This window comes from Pseudomonas sp. 6D_7.1_Bac1 (genome assembly GCF_025465945.1).
Lineage (GTDB): Bacteria > Pseudomonadota > Gammaproteobacteria > Pseudomonadales > Pseudomonadaceae > Aquipseudomonas.
This window is the reverse complement of sequence record NZ_JANLNW010000064.1, coordinates 98,328-119,343: the sequence shown is the minus strand read 5'-3', so window position 1 is coordinate 119,343 and position 21,016 is coordinate 98,328. Positions and strand designations below refer to the sequence as shown.

The 21,016-nt window shown below is 57.8% G+C and carries 15 protein-coding genes and 1 pseudogene; 8 read left to right on the top strand and 8 right to left on the bottom strand.

Going from position 1 to position 21,016, the window contains the following annotated elements; translation table 11 throughout:
• Nucleotides 1-93 precede the first annotated feature (93 nt).
• The 4 genes from NTD87_RS17550 to NTD87_RS17535 all read right to left on the bottom strand — a co-directional run bounded on the left by NTD87_RS17550 (nt 94) and on the right by NTD87_RS17535 (nt 4,972).
• The gene (locus tag NTD87_RS17550; protein ID WP_262115295.1) at nt 94-1,404 is read right to left on the bottom strand and encodes an ABC transporter substrate-binding protein; all 1,311 of its coding nucleotides are present in this window, start codon (nt 1,402-1,404) and stop codon (nt 94-96) included.
• A 166-nt stretch (nt 1,405-1,570) separates the two neighbouring features.
• Nucleotides 1,571-2,482, bottom strand: a complete 912-nt coding sequence (locus tag NTD87_RS17545) for an AraC family transcriptional regulator (RefSeq protein WP_262115294.1) — start codon at nt 2,480-2,482, stop codon at nt 1,571-1,573.
• Nucleotides 2,483-2,582: 100 nt separating this feature from the next.
• Nucleotides 2,583-3,443: a phospholipase gene (locus NTD87_RS17540; protein ID WP_262115293.1), complete on the bottom strand. Its 861-nt coding sequence runs from the start codon at nt 3,441-3,443 to the stop codon at nt 2,583-2,585.
• A 233-nt stretch (nt 3,444-3,676) separates the two neighbouring features.
• A complete protein-coding gene (locus NTD87_RS17535) occupies nt 3,677-4,972 on the bottom strand; it encodes a glycosyltransferase (protein WP_262115292.1) in 1,296 nt (431 codons plus the stop codon).
• Between the two features lie 180 nt (nt 4,973-5,152).
• Here NTD87_RS17535 and NTD87_RS17530 point away from each other — a divergent pair, with 180 nt between their 5' ends.
• Complete coding sequence (locus NTD87_RS17530) at nt 5,153-6,031, top strand: GntR family transcriptional regulator (RefSeq protein ID WP_262115291.1); 879 nt, start codon at nt 5,153-5,155, stop codon at nt 6,029-6,031.
• 2 nt (nt 6,032-6,033) lie between these two features.
• On the opposite strand, the gene NTD87_RS17525 is transcribed toward NTD87_RS17530, so the two are convergent.
• Nucleotides 6,034-6,396: a response regulator gene (locus NTD87_RS17525; RefSeq protein WP_262115289.1), complete on the bottom strand. Its 363-nt coding sequence runs from the start codon at nt 6,394-6,396 to the stop codon at nt 6,034-6,036.
• A gap of 180 nt (nt 6,397-6,576) precedes the next feature.
• Here NTD87_RS17525 and NTD87_RS17520 point away from each other — a divergent pair, with 180 nt between their 5' ends.
• The 4 genes and pseudogenes from NTD87_RS17520 to NTD87_RS17505 all read left to right on the top strand — a co-directional run bounded on the left by NTD87_RS17520 (nt 6,577) and on the right by NTD87_RS17505 (nt 11,729).
• Complete coding sequence (locus NTD87_RS17520) at nt 6,577-10,062, top strand: response regulator (protein WP_262115288.1); 3,486 nt, start codon at nt 6,577-6,579, stop codon at nt 10,060-10,062.
• On the top strand, nt 10,063-10,878 hold the full coding sequence (locus tag NTD87_RS17515) for a CheR family methyltransferase (protein ID WP_262115286.1): 816 nt from the start codon (nt 10,063-10,065) through the stop codon (nt 10,876-10,878).
• A gap of 282 nt (nt 10,879-11,160) precedes the next feature.
• Nucleotides 11,161-11,307 (top strand): annotated as a pseudogene (locus tag NTD87_RS17510) (ATP-binding protein); the annotation flags it as partial.
• A 44-nt stretch (nt 11,308-11,351) separates the two neighbouring features.
• On the top strand, nt 11,352-11,729 hold the full coding sequence (locus NTD87_RS17505; RefSeq protein ID WP_262115285.1) for a response regulator: 378 nt from the start codon (nt 11,352-11,354) through the stop codon (nt 11,727-11,729).
• Nucleotides 11,730-11,775: 46 nt separating this feature from the next.
• Here NTD87_RS17505 and NTD87_RS17500 read toward each other — a convergent pair whose 3' ends face one another.
• Nucleotides 11,776-12,831: a tetratricopeptide repeat protein gene (locus tag NTD87_RS17500; protein WP_262115284.1), complete on the bottom strand. Its 1,056-nt coding sequence runs from the start codon at nt 12,829-12,831 to the stop codon at nt 11,776-11,778.
• 185 nt (nt 12,832-13,016) lie between these two features.
• On the opposite strand from NTD87_RS17500, the gene NTD87_RS17495 reads away from it, so the two are divergent.
• The 3 genes from NTD87_RS17495 to NTD87_RS17485 are packed head-to-tail and all read left to right on the top strand — an operon-like array spanning nt 13,017 to nt 16,313.
• Nucleotides 13,017-15,164, top strand: coding sequence for an FUSC family protein (locus tag NTD87_RS17495; RefSeq protein ID WP_262115283.1), 2,148 nt, complete (start codon nt 13,017-13,019; stop codon nt 15,162-15,164).
• A complete protein-coding gene (locus tag NTD87_RS17490; RefSeq protein ID WP_262115282.1) occupies nt 15,154-15,354 on the top strand; it encodes a DUF1656 domain-containing protein in 201 nt (66 codons plus the stop codon). The genes NTD87_RS17495 and NTD87_RS17490 overlap by 11 nt, the downstream gene beginning before the upstream one ends.
• Nucleotides 15,355-15,359: 5 nt before the next feature.
• Nucleotides 15,360-16,313 (top strand): HlyD family secretion protein, encoded by a 954-nt coding sequence (locus NTD87_RS17485; RefSeq protein WP_262115297.1) that lies wholly within the window; start codon nt 15,360-15,362, stop codon nt 16,311-16,313.
• A 102-nt stretch (nt 16,314-16,415) separates the two neighbouring features.
• Here the strand turns inward: NTD87_RS17485 and NTD87_RS17480 are convergent, their stop codons facing one another.
• Together NTD87_RS17480 and NTD87_RS17475 are read right to left on the bottom strand one after the other, a co-directional pair.
• Nucleotides 16,416-17,837 carry an efflux transporter outer membrane subunit gene (locus NTD87_RS17480; protein WP_262115281.1) on the bottom strand — a complete coding sequence of 474 codons (1,422 nt, stop codon included), beginning with the start codon at nt 17,835-17,837 and terminating at the stop codon, nt 16,416-16,418.
• Complete coding sequence (locus NTD87_RS17475) at nt 17,834-21,013, bottom strand: efflux RND transporter permease subunit (protein WP_262115280.1); 3,180 nt, start codon at nt 21,011-21,013, stop codon at nt 17,834-17,836. The genes NTD87_RS17480 and NTD87_RS17475 overlap by 4 nt, the downstream gene beginning before the upstream one ends.
• Nucleotides 21,014-21,016 lie beyond the last annotated feature (3 nt).

The following is a 21,016-nucleotide window of genomic DNA, read 5'->3' as shown; positions in this document are numbered from 1 at the left end:
ATGCGCTCTCTGACAAATCGCATTCGCCGTTTTTGGGGCCGCTTCGCGACCCAGCGGGAGCAAACTCCCTCGCCACAATTGAATGGCTCCGGGTTATTTGGGATAACCCGCGCGCTTCATTTCACGTTCGGAGGTCTGCTGGGCGGCCGCCAGCGCCTGATCGACAGTGGTCTGGCCGATCAGCGCAGCAGAGAACAGCTTGCCGACCTGGGTACCAACGGCCTGGAACTCAGGAATGGTTACCAATTGGATGCCGATATAGGGCACGGGCTTCAGGGTCGGTTTGCTCGGGTCGGCAACCTTCAGCGATTCCAGCGTGATCTTGGCGAACGGTGCAGCGTTCATGTAGGCCTCGCTGTAGGTCGAGGCGCGTGTGCCTGGCGGCACGTTGGCGATGCCGTCCTTCTCGGCAACCAGTGCGCCGTACTCTTTGGAGGTGGCCCAGGTGCTGAAGGTTTTCGCCGCGTCCTTGGCTTTGGAGCTGGTGGGGATCGCCAGCGCCCAGGAGTACAACCAGGCCGAGCCTTTGTCGGTCACTTGATGGGGGGCGTAGGTGAAGCCTGTGTGGTCGCTGACTTTGCTTTGGGTTTTGTCGGTGACGAACGAGCCGGCGACGCTGGCGTCGACCCAGATCGCGCATTTGCCGCTGTTGAACAGCGCGAGGTTCTCGTTGAAACCGTTGCTGGAAGCACCCGGTGGGCCGGATTTTTTCATGGTCTCGACGTAGAAGCTCAGCGCATTCTTCCACTCCGGACCGCTGAATTCCGGCTGCCACTTCTCATCGAACCAGCGGGCGCCGTAGGCATTGGCGACAGTGGTGATCAGCGCCATGTTCTCGCCCCAACCGGCCTTGCCGCGCAGGCAGATACCGTATTGCTCCTGCTCGGGTTTGTTGAGCTTGCTGGCGAATTCGCCGATTTGCTCCCAGGTCGGATGCTCGGGCATGACAAGGCCTGCGTCCTTGAACAGGTCGGTGCGGTAATAGGTCATGGAGCTTTCGGCATAGAACGGCAAGGCGTAGAGCGTGCCCTTGACCGACAGGCCTTCACGCACCGAGGGGAATACATCGTCGAGGGCGTAACTGGCGGGTAGATCTTTCATCGGTTCCAGCCAACCCTTGGCGCCCCACAGTGCGGCTTCGTACATGCCGATGGTCAGCACGTCGAACTGGCCGCCCTGGGTGGCAATGTCAGTGGTCAGGCGTTGACGCAGGACGTTTTCTTCCAGCACCACCCAATTGAGCTTGATCTCCGGGTGCTCGGCCTCGAAGGTCTTCGAGAGCTTTTGCATGCGGATCATGTCGCTGTTGTTGACGGTGGCAATGGTCAGGGTTTGCGCGCCAAGACTGACGCCGCTGAGGGTCATGCAGGTGCAGGCAAGCAGAGCTTTTACAGTGGGTTTCATCGCGCACTCCTCTTCTGAGCCCAGGGGGACAACAGAAGGACAGTTATTGTTTTTGTGTCTTCCGGAGGTAGGAAGAATCTGAGGCCAATTACAGCCCTCAACACACGCGATGACAAATCGTTGGTAGCACTGGCGCTGATACTATTTTGCACTTGATGGTAGAGGCTCAGCCTTGACCGAGGTTCTGCTCGGTCAACCGCTGCACTGCCAGGCGACGGTAATGGGAAGGGGTCATGCCTTTGAGTTGCTGAAAACGCCGGTTGAAGTTGGAAATATTGTTGAAACCCGACTCAAAGCAAACATCGGTCACCGGTTTATCGCCATCGGCCAGCAACTCGCAGGATTTGCTGATGCGCAACCGATTGACGAACTCGATAAAGCAGCGTCCGGTGGCCTGTTTGAAGACCCGGGAGAAATAGGTCGGCTTCATGCCCAGATGTTCGGCGACTTCTTCCAGTGGCAGTTCGCGAGCGTAGTGGGCAAAGATGTAATCCACCGCACGGTTGGTGCGGTCGATGTTATGTTCGTCGGCTAGCTGTGGCGTGGTTGCCCCGGACAGCAATTGGTAGTCGTCGCAGGCAACCAACAGCTCCAGCAGGATGAAAAAGTACCCGAGGCGGGTAACGCCTTTGGTGTCGGCAATCCGCTGCATCAAGTCCATGGCCTGGCGGATCGTCTGTTTACAGCGAAACTCGATGCCGTACTGCGCACGTTCCAGCAGGGGCGTCAGGCTCTTGAGTTCGGCAAACACCTGATGGCCGCCGTCGAACAGCTCATCGGTGAAGTTCACCAGCATGTCGCGCTTGGGCACCACTTCGTCTTCGGCCACCTGGCTGATCCAGTTGTGGGGCAGGTTGGGCCCCGTCAGAAACAGGGTTTCGGGATAAAAGTTGCCGATGTAGTCGCCAATGAACACCTTGCCTGAGCTGGCGACAATCAGGTGCAGCTCGTATTCCTTGTGGAAATGCCAACGCACCAGCGGGCAGGGGAATCCATGCTGGCGATAGATGATGGATAAACCGTTGTGGTCATCCATCAGCTCGTAGGACGGGTCGGTCACTCGGGTGGCTCGGGTCATGGCAAGGCGCTTTTATAATTATCGCGCCTTGATGATGCACTTTCAGGAAGAGAGTTCCAACCTGTCGCGCCGCCAGGCGAGGACTTTCGATTTTTCGGGGTTAGCGCTTGGTTAGCCCCTTGCTCATGTTCAACTCCTGGCAGTAGTCGATCAGCGAAGAGTCTCCAAAAAAGTCGACATTGATAATGCTGCATTTCGGTGCCCAGCCAGACGTTGGGCCGAACCACTCATTCAGCTCTGTGGATATTCTTTTCACACCGGCAAGCTCCCCATAACTGGTTGCCGACAATGACCAAGGCATAGGACCCGATGGTGGGGATTGTAAGGTCCGTGCGATGTGCTGTTTCAGTTCGTTAGGAGATGTAATGTCAGTGCCGCTCCACTCGTGGCTGATACCGCCCCAGTACAGCGGACTGTTAAAGTCGGGATGCCATTCGGCTGCCAGTACGATCCTTTGTTTATTGCTGAGTTTTTTGAGTTCTGCAAGTGTAAGGTGTTTATTTCCCTTGGGGATGAGTCGCAACCCCAGCTCATTCATGATGACGGTATTAAATGTCTTGTAATCGAAAGCGCCGTCTTTCAATGCCTTCAATTCGTGCATATCCAGAATAATGAATTCATCCGGGTTTTCATCAAGGAAATAGTTCAGGCTTTTAATCAGCTCGCTCAACGAGCGACCTGTAGCAGGACCGTGAAACGTATGGAATTTCTTGATGCCCATCCAGTGTTCATCGGAGTGAAACCTCAGGTCGAGCGCTCGCACGCCTTCATTGAGTTGCTGGATGAACGGGCCGTCCTGACACACAACCCAGTTGGAAATGACGGCGATATGAGGCGGATAAGAGAAGTCGCGGTCTACACCGGAGTTGTGGGCGCCCGGCCAAACTATCTCGCCGATGGACAGACGATCAATGTAAGGTGTTTCGGACATCCATTTTTTGTAGGGGTATGAGTTCGCCATGATGCACTCCATTGCTGAATATTAAATAGATAACAAGCCGGATGGCGTATTGCGTGCACTGAGTGTTCAGTGGCATCCGTGAGTTATAAGTAATTCAATAGAGGGTTTAGTTGCAAGTCGATAAAGGTTTCCAAGTAATTAAATGCACTGATGTTGCTTTCCGCTCAAACAGAAAAGAATGAGTGTTCGGCAGAAGAAATAATGCGTGTTACTTGGGGCGGCAGGGATAAAATTTATGCGTTGACTCGATTTTTTGCCTCGATCCATTGAGCCATATATTGAGTGCTTTTATGTTGGTGATGCCGAAGCATGCTACCGGTGAAGTTGTCACGTCTTAGCTGCAGCAGGTTCTGACGGCAGTAGGCAATTTTCTCGATGAGCGCAGGACCATGCACCTGGTGCTGGTAACGTGCTGCCAGCAGGTCAGCCCCTTGTGCCTGAGCCGCTGACCATTGTTTTTTGTCCTGATAAAGCCTCACAGCAGCGCTGGCCAATGCACTGGCAGACTCAGCCACCGCCCCCGGCCATGGCCATTGTCCGTGCATGGCTTCAGCGCCCATCGGCGTGGTGACATTCGGTGTGCCGCAGAGCATTGCGTCGACAATTTTGCCCTTGATGCCGGCGCCGAAACGCAGCGGAGCCAGGCAGATTCGTGCCGCCGACATGACCTGTAAGGCGTCTTCGGCCCAGTTCATCACGTGAAATCCCTGAGTCGGATTGTGCAGTGCCGTGGCCTTGGGTGGTGTGTAGGCGCCATAAACGTGCAGTTGCGCACCGGGCAGTTGTTGCCGGATCAGCGGCCAGAGGGTGGTTTTCATCCAGAGCACCGCATCCCAGTTCGGCGCGTGGCGGAAATTGCCGATGCTGAGGAAGTGCGCGCGGTCTTCGAACGGTGTGAATGGCTGTGTGATCGGCTCGATCATCAGCGGACACCAGTGCAGCAATTGGCGCGGCAGTTTGAACTGTTCCACCAGCAACTCGATTTCCATCTCCGAGATCATCAGGTTCAGGTCACAGCGGTACAGCGCGGCAATTTCGCGCTTGGCCAGATCGGTGTCGGCCATGAGTTCGAACTCTTCACGCAACGCCGGTGCGAACAACCCGCTGAAGTCATTGGCATCGTCACTGGCCTTCAGGCGCTCCTTGAGACGCTGGTGCCGGGCATGCCGCAAGCTCTGCAGATCAGAAGTCTCAAGTACGCGCAACGCGTCAGGGCAGTGTTTCTCGACCCGCCAGCCAAACTGCTCCTCCATCATGAACTGATCGAACAGCACGATATCCGGTGCCAGTTCGCTGACGAAGGTATCGAAACTGCTGTTGTTCAGCTCGATGGCGACTTCACGAATACCCAGCTCAGTCAGGTCTGCCTTGTGTTCGCCGACACCGGCCGGGCTACTGAAGGTGATGTCCCAGCCTTGCTGCAAAAACGTTTCAAGGATTTGCATCACGTGTCCGCTGGCCGCCGACGAGCGTGGCTCGGGCCAGACGTAACCAATAACCAGGACTTTGGTTGCGCGGGGCTGACTCATGAGCGGGATTTCCTTGATGCAGGCAGAAGGCAGGGGAGAAACGAGGGGCGCAATTAAACCACAGCTGGCGGTGTCGATTGTGCCCGGCAATCGCCTCACGGTGCGTTATGCGCTTGTATTGACTGGAAGTTTCTCAATTCATGGGTTAGCGTCTGGCAGCTGATCCATGGACGTTTTTCAATGACCCAACCCACCGCACTTCAGACTAAAGTCGCCTCGCAGATTCTCATGGCGATCCGGTCTGGCGAGTTAACACCCGGCAGTCACCTCAAGGAGGTCGAACTGGCCGAGCGCTTTGGCGTGTCTCGTTCGCCGATTCGCGGGGCGCTGGTCTATCTGGCGCAAGAGCACGTGATCGGACGCTTGCCCCATCAGGGTTACTGCGTGCTGGATACGCCGCTCAGCGATGAACTGGCCAAGGTCAGCCTGCCGATTGGTGAGGATGAGGAACTGTATCGGCGGTTGATTGATGATCGCCTGGCTCAGGCGATACCCGATCAGGTGATGGAAAGCGATCTGCTGCGTCGTTACGGCGCAAGCAAAGCGGTATTGCGCCGGTGCTTGCTGCGTCTGTCCGACGAAGGTGTGATGCAGCGCAAACACGGACACGGCTGGATGTTTTTGCCCACCTTGAGTTCGGCCGAAAAACGCTTCGAAAGTTATCGCTTTCGCATGCTCCTGGAGCCTGCAGGCTTGCTTGAGCCAACTTTCAATCTACCCCGCGAGCGCTTGCAGCGCTGCCGTGAAAAGCAACAGGCACTGCTCGAAGGCACTCCCGACAGCCTGAGCTTTTTCGAAGCCAACGCCGAATTCCATGAGTTGCTCGCCGCAGCCTCAGGCAACAGCTTCATTCTGCAAACCGTGCAGCAGCAAAACCGCCTGCGCCGGCTTACCGAGTTTCATACTGTGTCGAACCTGGAGCGGGTTCGTACTTCCTGCCGTGAACACCTGGAAATTATCGAAGCACTGGAACAGGGCGATCGGGAATGGGCGTCGACCCTGTTGTATCGGCACTTGAAAGTGGCGAGTACCTTGAATGAAGTTCGCAAGAAAGGCTGAGCTCAAGCCGTGAGCATGCTCAGGACCTTATCGCGCAACTGTTCAATAGAGAACGGCTTGCCAATCACCGACATGCGTTCAGGCACCTCAATGCTTTCGGCATAACCACTGGCAAACAGAATCGGCAACGTCGGGCGCAGCACACGCGCCTGAGTGGCCAGCTCTCGGCCATCCATCCCCGGCAATCCCACATCGGTCATCAGCAGATCGATGGTTTGCGCGCTATCTTCGATCAGGGCAAGCGCTGCTTTGCCACTGTCGGCTTCCAGCACCTTGAACGCCAATTCTTCCAGCACGTCGACGATCAGCATACGCACGACGGTGTCGTCTTCGACTACAAGGATGGTGGGCGCTGTGGCGGACATAAGGGTTTTCCCGAATCTGTAAACAAAGAACAACTGTACAGGAGTCGACAGCAGAACCGTTCTTCTTGAGTCATTGTAGAACGCTGCAGGATATTGCCGGGAAGCCTGTCAGATAAATGGATCCAAAACGCGTTTATGGGGCAAACTCCCTCATCGACAACAGTACACCAAGGCCATCCAATGACCTCTTCGTCTTCGGTTGATGAGCAAAGTTTCCGCAAACTCCTGAGCCGCAACATCAGCTTGCCGCTAGGTATGGGCGTGCTCAGCGCGGTGTTTTTTGTCTCCTTGATCACCTACCTGTTGTCGGTGATCCAGTGGGTCGAGCACACGGACCGGGTAATCAATAACGCCAACGAAGCGGTAAAGTTGACGGTCGACCTGGAAACCGGGATGCGGGGGTTTCTGTTGTCCAGTGACGAGCATTTTCTCGATCCCTACGAAACAGCCAAACCGAGAATCATTGTCGCGCTCAAGACCTTGCAGGAACTGACGGCCGACAATCTGCCACAGGTTGATCGCCTGCGCAGGCTCGAGGCGTTGCAGGTCGAGTGGAACGAGTACTCGCAGAAATTGATCGAATTGCAGCGCAGCGGCGGTGATTATCGGGCCGTGGTGAAAGCTGGCAAGGGCAAGCGACTGACCGACGAAATTCGCAAACAGTACGAAGATGTCATCGATATGGAGCAACAGCTGCGCACCACGCGCAGCGAAGACGTTCGCCGCACGACAATCTGGAGCATTTCCCTGTATTTGCTGTTTGTTGCCGGAGTCAGTGGCTTGTTGGCCTACGTCGGCCGGCGCGATTTGCTCAGCCTGTCGAACAGTTACAGTGCCAACCTTGCCGAGCAACACAAGAGTGCGCAACGCCTGGAACAACAAGCCTGGCTGCGCAACGGCCAGACCGAGTTGGCGGAGCAGGTGCTTGGGCAACTGACGCCGAACGTGCTGGGCCGCCATATTCTGCAATTCTGCGCGCAGTACCTGGGCACCGCGGTCGGCGCGATGTACGTGAAGGAAGAACACGGCGGCCTCAAACGCATAGCCGCTTATGGCTTCTCCCGTGAGCAGGAGGCGCGCGAGCAAGCGATTTCCAGTGGTGAGGGGATTACCGGCCAGGCGGCGCAACAGGGCCGGATGATTCGCCTGGATGAAGTGCCGGCCGACTACTTCAAAGTCAGCTCCGGGTTGGGTGAAGGTGCGCCACGCAGCGTGCTGGTGGTACCGACCCGTGATGACGATCAGGTCAACGGTGTGATCGAACTGGGTTTCCTGCGCGCCCTCACCGAGCGTGATATCGCACTGCTGGAGTTGATTGCCGGGAACATTGGCACTTCCATCGAAGCGGCGCGTTATCGCCAGCGGCTGCAGGAAGTACTTGCGCAAACCCAGCAGCTCAATGAAGAACTTCAGGTGCAACAAGAAGAGCTGAAGTCCGCCAACGAAGAGCTGGAAGAACAGTCGCGAATTCTCAAAGAATCCCAGGCGAGCCTGGAGACCCAGCAGGTCGAGCTTGAGCAGACCAACGAGCAGCTCGCTGAACAGGCACGCATCCTGGCCGAGCAGCGTGATGCAATGGATCGCAAGAACGGTGAGTTGAATCAGGCTCAGGCACAACTGGAAGAACGGGCTGAAGAGTTGCAGCGCTCCAGCCAGTACAAGTCCGAATTCCTTGCCAATATGTCCCATGAACTGCGCACGCCGCTGAACAGTTCATTGATCCTCTCAAAGCTGCTGGCAGAGAACCCACACCAAAACCTCAGTGTCGAGCAGGTGAAGTTTGCCGAGTCGATCTACTCGGCCGGCAACGACTTGTTGAACCTGATTAACGACATTCTCGATATTTCCAAGGTCGAGGCCGGCAAGCTTGAAATGCGGCCGGAAAACACCAGCGTCGCGCGTCTGCTGGATAGCGTGCGCGGTACGTTTGAACCGCTGGCGGCGGACAAGCACCTGGCGTTCAACGTCGAACTGCAGTCGAATGCGCCGTTGATGCTGTTCACGGATCGTCAGCGTCTGGAGCAAGTGCTCAAGAACTTGCTGTCGAATGCCGTGAAATTCACCGAGAAGGGCGCTGTCAGTCTGACCGTCACCGAGCATCCGGGCGGCGGCATTGCCTTTATCGTCCGTGACTCGGGTATCGGTATCGCCAACGATCAGCAAGACAGAATTTTCGAGGCCTTCCGCCAGGTCGATGGCACCACCAACCGTCGTTACGGCGGCACAGGGCTGGGCCTGTCGATCTCGCGTGACCTGGCGGCGTTGCTCGGCGGTTCGATCAGCCTCATCAGCGAAGCGGGGCAGGGCAGCTCATTCACGCTGGTGTTGCCCGAGCAGTACGTCGAGCCCGGTGATGAGCCAGTTGAGCCAATGAAGATCGCGCCAGTCGTTGCTGCGCCCAAGGCTGTCGCGCCTGCAGCGCTGATCGCCGAAGCGGATATTGCGCGTTTCGCTGATGATCGCGGCAACGCGCCATTCACCACCCGTTGCATCCTGGTGGTGGAGGACGAGCCGAACTTTGCGCACATCCTCTTCGATCTGGCCCATGAGCTGGGGTATCAATGCCTGGTGGCTCACGGTGCCGATGAAGGGTTTGAGCTGGCCACACAGTTCATTCCGGACGCGATACTGCTGGACATGCGCCTGCCGGACCATTCCGGGCTGACTGTGTTGCAGCGCCTCAAAGAACATGCCGAAACCCGCCACATCCCGGTTCACGTGATTTCCGTCGAGGACCGTGTCGAAGCCGCCATGCACATGGGCGCCATCGGTTATGCGATCAAGCCAACTACTCGCGAAGAGCTCAAGGATGTATTCGCGCGACTGGAAGCCAAGTTGACGCAAAAGGTCAAACGCGTGCTGCTGGTGGAAGACGATGACCTGCAACGCGACAGCATTGCCCGGCTGATCGGTGACGATGATATCGAGATCACCGCCGTCGGCTTGGCCCAGGAGGCGCTGGACCTGCTGCGCAGCACTCTTTACGACTGCATGATCATCGACCTGAAACTGCCGGACATGCTCGGCAATGACTTGCTCAAGCGTATGTCCACCGAAGACATCTGCTCGTTCCCGCCAGTGATCGTCTACACCGGGCGCAACCTGACCCGTGATGAGGAGGCGGATCTGCGCAAGTATTCACGCTCGATCATCATCAAGGGTGCGCGTTCACCAGAGCGCTTGCTCGACGAAGTGACACTCTTTCTGCACAAAGTCGAATCGCGGTTGTCCCATGAGCGGCAAACGATGCTCAAGACTGCCCGCAGCCGCGACAAGGTCTTCGAAGGCCGCAAGGTGCTGTTGGTGGATGATGATGTGCGCAATATCTTTGCCCTCACCAGCGCACTGGAGCATAAGGGCGCGATCGTGGTTATTGGCCGTAACGGCCGTGAAGCGATCGAGAAACTCAATGAGGTGGATGACATCGACCTGGTGCTGATGGACGTGATGATGCCGGAGATGGACGGTTTTGAAGCCACCATCGAGATCCGCAAGGACCCGCGCTGGCGCAAGTTGCCGATCATCGCGGTGACGGCCAAGGCCATGAAGGATGATCAGGAACGCTGCCTGCAAGCAGGCTCCAACGATTACCTGGCCAAGCCCATCGATCTGGATCGCCTGTTCTCGCTGATTCACGTGTGGTTACCGAAGATGGAACGTATCTAAGTGCAGAGAAATATAGAAATCGAGCTGCGGCTGTTGATCGAAGCGATCTACCTCAAGTACAGCTATGACTTTCGCGATTACTCCAGCGCTTCGATCAAGCGCCGGGTCAATCACGCCTTGCATCAGTTCGAGTGCAAGACTATTTCCGCGCTGCAGGAACGGGTGTTGCACGACCCTACGGCGTTCATGCAGTTGCTGCAGTTATTGACGATTCCGGTCAGCGAGATGTTCCGCGACCCTGCGCACTTCCAGGCGATCCGTCGGGAAGTGGTACCGCTGCTCAAGACCTATCCCTCGATCAAGATCTGGATTGCCGGTTGCAGCACCGGCGAAGAGGTCTATTCGATGGCGATTCTGCTTCGCGAAGAGGGCTTGCTCGAGCGCACTATCCTCTACGCCACCGACATCAACCCACGCTCGCTGGAAAAAGCCAAACAAGGGATCTTCTCGCTGGAGAACATTCGCGCCTACACCCATAACTATCAGCAGGCCGGTGGTCAGCGCTCGTTCGCCGATTACTACACGGCAGCGTATGACTACGCGATTTTCGACAAGACCCTGTGCGAGAACGTGACCTTCGCCGACCACAGCCTGGCGACTGACAGTGTATTTTCAGAAACTCAATTAATTTCATGTCGCAATGTATTGATCTATTTCAATAAAAAATTACAGGATCGCGCCTTCGGCCTGTTTCATGAGTCGCTGTGCCACCGTGGCTTCCTGGTGCTGGGCAGCAAGGAAACCCTGGAGTTTTCGACCTACGGCAAGCAGTTCGAACCGTTGGTCAAACAAGAACGGATCTACCGCAAATCATGAACCGCATCGTGAAGAAACCACCGTGGTAACCGGACTTGGATTGGCATAAGTATCTACACATCTTTTGATCTAGCTCTCGTAGCAGCTGCCGAGCCTGCGAGGCTGCGTTCGGCCGCGCAGCGGTCGTAAAATCAGGCACCGCGTTCTTTCCGGTAAACCGTGTACCCCGGATTTACGAGGACTTCGTCCGAACGCGGCCCGCCTCGAACGCAGCCTCGCAGGCTCGACAGCTGCTACGGACAGGGTCCTTCACCGTGTTTCAAAGTTGTGTAGATACCTAAGCTTGGATTGGGGCTTTTTATTTCCGAGCAAATCGTCGAAGCCCATGGCGGATCCATCACCGTTGAGAGCAAGATTAATCAAGGTTCGTTATTTCGTGTTTGCCTACCGCTGCAGGAAAACTGCCAAAGCAACGCAACCTCTGCATGACCGTAGGGTCGTATCAGCAGCTATTGACCGAACAAAGGCTTCCCATGAGTGAAGATGCACAAGATGTCGTATTGATCGTTGAGGATGACCCCTCGATCCTGATGGTGCTGGCCGCCTATCTGTCGGGCGAAGGCTATCGGGTTTTGCAGGCTGAAGATGGTGAGCAGGCCTTCGAAATTCTGGCCAGCAAACCGCACCTGGACATGATGATCACCGATTACCGTTTGCCCGGTGGCATCTCCGGTGTGCAGATTGCCGAACCCGCGGTGAAGCTGCGACCAGAGCTCAAGGTGATTTTCATCAGCGGTTACCCGCAGGAAATTCGTGAGTCGGGCAGTCCAATCGCGCAAAAGGCCCCGATCCTTGCCAAGCCGTTCGACCTGGATGATTTGCAGGTATTGATGCAAAAAATGCTTTCGTAAGTCCTACGCAATACCCGTAGGCGCTTGTGTCGAAAGCCGTGGTCTTTTACAGCCCTTGCTGCAACGCCGGGTCATCCGGATTCATTTGCTCAAGCTGCGCCAGCAGCACCTGAACGTTTTGCAGCTGGCCGCTTTCCTTCCAGTAATTGATCAGCAGCACCCGCGCCTTTCGATCGGCCGGGTGACGCTGCACGATCTCTTGCAGCTGCTTTTGCGCCGCTTCGAGTTCTTCCTGGCCGTGCAAGGTGGTGGCCAGGTCGTAGCGGTACTCCTTGTTGTCGGGCGCAAGTTCTACCGCTTTTGAAAGGCCGAGCAAGGCAAACTCGCTTTGTCCGTGATGCAGCAACCACAAGCCTAAAGCATGCTGTAGATAGGCGGAGTCGGGTTGGGTCCGTAACTGTTTGGCCAACATTTGTTGGGCGGCATCGACCTGGCCCTGTTTATCCAGCACGTCAATTTGCATCACCAGTGCCGGCAGGTTGCCCGGATCCAGGCGCAAGGTCTGTTCGAGCGCTTGTTGTGCTGCTTTCAGTTCGGCGTTGTGCAGGTGCAGGCGTGCCAGTTGGTAGTGGGTTTCGGCGCTTTCGGGCTGACCTGTGAGCGAGTGCTCATACTCATCGATGACCTGCTGCAAGGGACCGAAGTACAGCCCCAGATCATCCGGCGACAGCCCCAGCAATGCATTCGCTGCGGCAAAACGCACAGCTTGTTCGCTGTCGTCGAGCAACGGTCCGAGCAACAGACTGCGTTGGCCATTGGGCACCAGCCCGACAATGCTTCTGATCGCAGCCTGGCGAACCTCGACCACCGGGCTTTGCAGGTCGGCGTCTGCCAGCTTCAGCGCCTGCGGGCTCGGGTAATTTGGCAGTTCGGCATGCAACAAGACACGGCGCGTGTCCGACAAGTCCGGACGCGCCAATTGCTGATAAAGCACACGCGCCGCGCCAGGTTGGCCATTACGGGCTTTTTCCATGGCGTCGTGATAACCCTGCTTGATTGCAGGCGGCACCACGGGCGTTGTGCTGCGCAGCGAAAACCAGGCAATGCCGATGGTAAACAGGACGAGCAGACTGATGAACAGGTGGCGGCGAGGCTTGGACATGCAGGAATCCGGAATCTGACAGCGTTTGCAAAGCTGTCAGCTTCCGTCAGCTGATGCTGCGAGTCAAACCCGGGACTTGGTTCAACACGTACTCGATCGGCTCAAGCTGACCTGCAGGCGCTGAAACCTCTCAGTGTGGCGTTGCAGTGACTACGCTTGCTGGAGATGACGGATCGAGCCAACCCATGCAACCGCTGATTCACTATTTCAAAATGGTCATGAACCCAGGTCAGGCAACGTTGCTGTTTGCGTTGAGGACCATGGCGGCTGGCCTGCTGACTCTTTATCTGGCGTTTCTCTTCGATCTGGATCAACCCAAATGGTCAATCATGGCCGTGGTGATTGTCAGCCAACCGTTGGGCGGCATGGCGTTGGCACGCAGTTTCGGTCAGGTTATCGGCACCACCCTCGGTGCCGCGGTGGCGGTACTGATCATGGCGATTTTTCCGCAAGCGCCGCTGCCGTTCATTGTCACACTGGCGATATGGCTGGGGGGCTGCACCGCCGGCGGCACATTGCTGCGTTACACCAGCTCCCAGGCGTTTGTGTTGAGCGGCTACACCGCGGTAGTCGTCGCGATGCTGGCTCAGCCCGATCAAGACAACACCTTGACGCTGGCCATCACTCGAGTGACTGAAACCCTACTGGCGGTGGCGTGTGTCTGCGTCGTGAGTTTGCTGACAGCACGGCCGGGAGCCGTGGCGCGCGGTTACTTCGCCAAGGTAGACCAATTGATCAAACTGATGGCAACTCACGCGGCGGCGGTGATTCGTACCGAAGAAAGCGAGGCCGATTTCCATCAGCGGCAAATGAAGCTCTTGGGCGAAATCAGTGCACTGGAGGGCTTGCGACGGCATTTATATTTCGATGCGCCACGTTTGCGCGGGGCCAATGGCCTGGTGCAGTTGCTGGGTAACCAACTGGTGTTGCTGAGTTCGCGGTTGACGGTCCTGCGCCATCAGCGGCTGCTGCTCAGTGAGCGCTGGAAAGGTGAGCTTCCTGAGGATATCCAGCGTTTACGGACAGAAGAACTGGCATTTCTTGATGAGTTGGCCATTCACGGGCGCGCGCTTTCGGCAGAGTCTCGCCAGCACTTTGCCGCGCTGCAGCAACGTTTTGACCGACAGGCGCAAAAAGCCGAACAACGGGTCGAGGCGATGCCGGCGACCTTGCGCTCACTGGCTTGGGCGCTACGGTGGGAGCAGGCCCGGATGCTGCAGCAACTGGAGCAGATTCTTGAACTCAGCGAGGCGATACAGGAAGGGCGCGTGGCCAGTTGTATTTACCGGGAGGGCCAGACCAATCATTTGCACCTGGATTTCACCCTGGCGACGATGAACGCTATTCGAGCGTTCACGGCATTGCTGGTTGGCGGTGTGATCTGGATCGAAACCGGTTGGGACGGCGCCCGTGCCGGGATGGTCCTGATAGGCATCCTCTGCTCGCTGATGGCGACGTTGCCACGTCCGTTGCTGGCTAGCCAAAACTACGCCAGGGGGCTAGGGCTGGGATTGGTGGTATCGGCGTTGTACCAGTTCATGCTGGTACCGGCGATTAACAGCTTCGAGTTGTTGGCACTGATACTCGCGCCACTGCTCTATGTGGTCGCCGTGGGACTGTCGAACCCTGCGACTGCCGGTATTGGCATGGGCCTGGGGCTTTCGGGCTTTCTGATGATCGCTCCGCAGAACATCGGTATCGGGCAGAGCACGGCCAGCCAGTGGTTCGAGTTTGCGGGCGCCTATAGCAGTGCGTGTGTACTTTCACTCATGGTTTATGCACTGATTTTTCCCTTCAATCCGGCGTTGCGTATCCGTCGATTGTTCAAGGAGAACCGCGAGCAGGTGTACGCCTTGCAGAAAACCTCGGCCATCGATGAACAGCAATTTGCTTTTGAAAGTCGCATGGTCGACCGCTTGACCATGATGCTGGGGGTATTACCGGCGGCCAATAATCCGCGCTCGAACGAGCTTTTTGAAGCCAGCCTCGGGTGTATGGCATTGGGTGTGGCCTTGAACCAATTGAAACAGCAAAGCCTGAGCAACGTCCTGTTGAACCCGCAAATGCGAACCCGTCTGCTGACAGCCGTACGCCAGGCGGGAAGACTGGTTGCCGGCCGGCGCGATGTCGAGCTGGCGCCGTTGCTCAATGACGTGCGGATACTGGGTGATGAACTCGACGACCTGCATGCCGATGGACAGTCGACTGCCCACGACACCTTGTGGTCGATATTCCGCATGCGCGTTTCGTTGTTGATCGTCGCGGCGTTTCTGGAGCGTTATCGCTCATTGCTGGTGCCATCAGAAGAAGGAGTGCCGGTTCTTGCCCATTGATTTCGAAATAGGTGGCGTCTACTTGCCGCCGATTGCCCAGGCTTTGTTGCTGGCGCTGCCGATCTTTTTGCTGCTGGACTGGGCCTTGCGCCGTGTCGGCGTGCTGCACCTGGTCTGGCATGAGGCGCTGTTCGAGGGGGCGCTGTACGCGTGCGTCTGCGCGACCGTGATTCTGCTGATGGGAGCTTGATGACGTTGAAGAAAATCCTCGCTCAAAGCTTGACCCTGATGGTAGTGGTGCTGGCCATCGTGCTTGGCTGGTTTGCCTGGGAGCATTACACCCGTGCGCCCTGGACTCGCGACGCACGGGTTCGCGCCGACGTGGTGACGCTTTCCGCCGACGTGTCCGGACGCATCGTCGGTCTGCATGTCCAGGACAACCAGCATGTAACGAAGGGCGACCTGCTGCTGGAAATCGATCCTGCCCGCTATACGCTGGCGGTCGAACGTGCCAAGCGTTCGGTGGAGGTGGCCAAGGCCACACTGGGTCAGTCACACGCTGCGATTGTCGCCAGTGATGCGTTGCTCAAGCAACGCGAGAGCGAAGAGCACCGGCGGCGCACCCTCAAGCAGAGGTTTGCGGTTTCCGGGGAAGAGTGGGAGAAGTCCAGCACTGAAGTGGCGGTAGCGCAGGCGGACCTGCTACGCAATCAAGCCAATCTGGGGCTGGCTCAAGCTAATGTGCAGCTGGCGATTGCCGCGTTGACCCAGGCTGAACTGGACTTGCAGCGCACCCGGGTCGAGGCGCCGGTCAGTGGTTACGTCACCAACCTGCTGACCCGTCAGGGGGATTATGCCGCTGCCGGCAGCGCACTGCTGGCATTGGTCGACAGCGATTCGTTTTATGTCAGTGGCTACTTTGAAGAAACCAAGTTGCCGAGAATCGAGGAGGGCGCTCGGGTCCGGATTCAGCTGATGAGTGGTGAAACGTTTGGCGGTAAGGTTCAAAGCATTGCGTTCGCCATTGCTGACCGGGAGAACTCACCGGGCAGCCGATTGTTGGCCAGCATCAACCCCAGTTACACCTGGGTCAAACTGGCACAACGGGTGCCGGTCAGGATCGATATCGACGCCGACTATGCGGGCAAAAAACGCCTGCGTGCGGGCACCAGCGCAACGGTGACAGTGCTTGAGACCACCAAACCGTAGGAACTGGCCTGGTTTCTGACCAAAAAAAAGCCCCGCGACCGAATGAGGCGCGGGGCAAAAAATTTGGTTGGTTGCGGCCAACCAAAGGAACTCTGGAGTGGTTTACTTGCTGGCGACCGTCTCGGGTTGCCAGCCACCGCCGAGCGCCTTGTAGATGGCGACGATGCCGCGATAAAGGTCAACCTCAGCCTGGGCCTGGGAGTCCTCCGCCGCCAGGCGTTCACGTTGCGCGTCGAGCAGCACCAGGAAATCCGCGGTCCCTTCACGGTAGCGAATTTCCGCCAGGTCGGCCGCAGCACGGCTCGATTCGCTCTGACGAATCAGCGAGATCAGGCGTTGCTGACGTTTACCGTAATCGGAGAAGGCGTTCTCCGACTCTTCCAACGCTAACAACACTTGCTGCTCATAGGTCGCCAGGGCGCCTTCGGCGTTAGCATCGGCTGCCCGCAAGCGAGCGCGCACGCTGCCCAGGTCGAACGCTGCCCAGGTAATGCTTGGGCCAAGTGCCCAGGCACTGGCTGCCGACGAACCGATCTGCGAACCACGCCCGGCGGTGAAGCCGAGGAAGCCACTGAGGCTGACCCGTGGAAACAGATCGGCCTTGGCCACGCCGATGCGGGCGGTGGCGGCGGCCAGCTTGCGTTCGGCACTGCGGATGTCTGGACGGCGTTGCAGCAATTCACCCGGATCACCAATCGGCAAGGCCTTGGCAATCGCCGGCAAGTTGGCCGGGCTGAGGTCGACGGTCAGCTTGTCCGGGCGCTCACCCAGCAGGGTGGCGATGCGGTTGCGTTGGCGCGCTTGCACTTCTTGCAGTTGCGGCACACTGGCTTCGACGGAAGCGAGGCGGGCATCGGCGCGAACCACATCGAGCTGATCACCGACGCCGGCATCACGCAGGCTGACGGTGATCTTGCTCGACTCTTGCTGGTTCTGCAGGTTGGCCAGCGCGATTTTTTCTCGCAGTTGCGCACCGCGCAGTTGACCGTAGGCATCCACCAACTCTGCAATCATGCTGACTTGCAGTTGGTACAGATCGGCTTCGGCCACTTGTTGATCAGCATCGGCAGCTTCCAGGTTGCGCTGGATGCGCCCGAACAGGTCCACTTCCCAGGCCATGTCCAGGCCCAGGTCATAGCGCTCGCTGTTGACGCGGTCGGTGGTGGTGCCAGGAATCTGGCCCTTGGCCAAATCGCTGCTGGCGCGGGCGGTGACGTTGGGGGTAGTCTGGGTGGCCGCGTCATCACGAAACGCACGAGACGCCTTCAAGCGGGCATACGCCACTCGCAGATCACGGTTGCCCTGCAACGACTGGGTCACCAACTGATTGAGGATCGGGTCGTCGAACTGCTTCCACCAGATACCTTCGAAGCGTGCGCGGTCGAAGTTCTTCTGACCGTTTGCGCCGTCGGTGGCGGCCGTGATGTTGGCCGCCTCCGTAACTGGCGTCTTGTAGTCCGGGCCGACGGCACAGGCACTCAGGGCCAGTACCAGCAAGCTCGGCAGGAAGACTTTCAGACTCATTGTTGCGCCTCCAGTTTCAGGGCCTTGGCCGCTTTGCGTGCGTCGCCGCGCTCCACAAAACGACGGATCAATATGTAGAACACTGGCGTCAGCAACAGACCGAAGAAGGTCACCCCGAGCATCCCGGAGAACACCGTCACACCCATGGCGTGACGCATTTCTGCACCGGCACCGCTGGAGAACACCAGAGGCACCACACCCATGATGAAGGCGAAGGAGGTCATCAGGATCGGCCGCAGACGCAGACGGCAGGCTTCCAGTACCGCGCTGAGCGAGTCCATACCTTCCTCTTGCTTGTCCTTGGCGAACTCGACGATCAGGATCGCGTTCTTACAGGCCAGTCCCACCAGAACGATCAAGCCGATCTGGGTGAAGATGTTGTTGTCGCCACCGGAGAGAATCACCCCGGTAATCGCCGACAGCAGGGTCATCGGTACGATCAGGATCACCGCCAGCGGCAGGCTCCAGCTCTCGTATTGCGCGGCCAGTACCAGGAACGCCAGCAGGACGCAGAGCGGGAACACGAACAACGCGGTGTTGCCGGACAGAATCTGCTGGTAGGTCAGATCGGTCCACTCGTAGGTCATGCCGTTAGGCAGTTCGTCCTTGAGCAGTTTTTCGATGGCCTTTTGCGCTTGGCCGGAGCTGTAGCCGGGGGCGGCGGCACCGTTGATTTCAGCGGTGATAAAGCCGTTGTAGTGCATCACGCGGTCCGGCCCCGAGGTGTCGCTGACCTTGATGAAGGTCGCCAGCGGGATCATCTCGCCTTTGTTGTTGCGCACTTTCAGTTGACCGATCTGATCCGGTTCGAGGCGGAACTGCTGCTCGGCCTGAACGTTGACCTGATAGGTGCGACCGAAACGGTTGAAGTCGTTGGCATACAACGAACCCAGGTAGATTTGCAGGGTGTCGAAGATGTCGCTGACGGCCACGCCGTGGGTCTTGGCTTTTTCACGGTCGATGGCGGCATCGACCTGTGGCACGTTGACCGTGTAGCTGGTGAACAACCCGGCCAGTTCCGGCACGGTACGGCTCTTGTTGATGATGTTCATGGTTTCTTTGAACAGCTCGTCATACCCCAGGTTGCCGCGGTCTTCAATCTGCAGGCGGAAACCACCGATGGTGCCCAGGCCCTGTACCGGCGGCGGAGGGAAGATCGCCATGTAGGCTTCCTGAATACCGGCGTACTGGCCGTTCAAGGCACCGGCAATGGCACCGGCCGACTGGCTTGGGTCCTTGCGCTGGTCGAACGGTTTCAGGGTGACGAACACGATGCCGGCATTAGGACTGTTGGTGAAGCCGTTGATCGACAGACCCGGGAAGGCCACCGCGCTTTCGACGCCGGGCTGTTTCAGGGCCAGGTCGGACATGCGCTTGATCACATCCTCGGTACGGTCCAGGCTCGCCGCGTCCGGCAGTTGGGCGAAGGCCACCAGGTATTGCTTGTCCTGGCCCGGTACGAAACCGGTTGGTGTGCTGGAAAAACCAAGGAACGTCAGCGCCATCAGGCCGGCGTACAACAGCAGGGCAATGCCGCTGCTGCGGATCACACGACCCACGGTGCCCACATAACCATGGCTGGCACGATCAAAGAAGCGGTTGAACGGACGGAACAACCAGCCACCGAAGATCGCGTCGAGGACTTTCGAGAAGCGGTCTTTTGGCGCGTCATGGTTTTTGAGTAACACGGCAGCCAGGGCTGGCGACAGGGTCAGCGAGTTGAAGGCCGAGATCACCGTGGAAATCGCGATGGTCAACGCAAACTGTTTGTAGAACTGCCCGGTCAATCCGGAGATGAAGGCCGCTGGTATAAATACCGCACACAGCACCAGCGCCGTGGCGATGATCGGCCCCGTCACTTCGCGCATCGCACGCTTGGTCGCTTCGACCGGTGTCAGCCCCAGACCGATGTTCCGTTCGACGTTTTCCACCACCACGATGGCGTCGTCGACCACGATCCCGATGGCCAGTACCAACCCGAACAACGACAGCGCGTTAAGCGAGAAGCCAAACAGGTGCATTACCGCGAACGTACCGATCAGCGATACCGGCACGGCCACCAGTGGAATGATCGAGGCGCGCCAGGTTTGCAGGAACAGAATAACGACCAGCACCACCAGAATCAGTGCTTCGAACAGCGTGTGCACCACAGCCTCGATGGAACCGCGAACGAAAATCGTCGGGTCATACACGATGCTGAAGTCCATGCCTTCGGGGAAGCTCTTCTTCAGCTCGGCCATTTTGGCCCGCACTTCGTTGGAGATCTCGATGGCGTTGGAGCCCGGACGCTGGAAGATCGGGATCGCCACGGCCGGTTGGTTGTTCAGCAGGGAACGCAAGGCGTACTGACTGGAGCCCAACTCGACGCGAGCGATGTCTTTGAGGCGGGTGATTTCACCGTTTTCGCCGGAGCGAATAATGATGTTCTCGAACTCTTCCTCAGAGACCAGACGACCTTGGGTGTTGACCGAGAGCTGAAACGCGGTGGCGTTCGGCGCAGGCGGCGCACCCAGGGCACCGGCGGCAACCTGACGGTTCTGTTCGCGAATCGCGTTGACCACATCGGTTGCGGTCAGGTTGCGCGAAGCGGTCTTGTTCGGGTCGAGCCAGACCCGCAGCGAGTAATCGCCCATACCGAACAGTTGCACGTCACCCACACCGCCCAGCCGCGCCAGCTCATCCTTGATGTTGAGCAGGGCGTAGTTGGACAGGTAAAGCATGTCGTAACGCTTGTCCGGCGAGGTCAAGTGCACAACCATGGTCAGGTCGGGCGAGGCCTTGTCCACCGTGATGCCGATCCGGGTCACTTCTGCGGGCAGCTTGGGCTCGCTTCGGGTGACGCGGTTCTGCACCTGAACCTGGGCGTTGTCCAGGTCGGTGCCCAGAGCAAAGGTGATGGTCAGGGTGATCTTGCCGTCAGCGGTGGATTGCGAGGACATGTACAGCATGTTCTCGACGCCGGTGATGGCTTGCTCCAGCGGAGCGGCTACGGTTTCACCGATGACTTTGGGGTTGGCACCCGGGAAGTTGGCGCGAACCACCACGGTCGGTGGCACCACTTCCGGGTATTCGCTGATGGGTAGCTGGAACAGCGAGATGCTGCCGGCGATCAGGATCAACAGCGAGAGCACCGCTGCGAAGATCGGCCGTTGAATGAAGAATTGGGAAAAATTCATCGT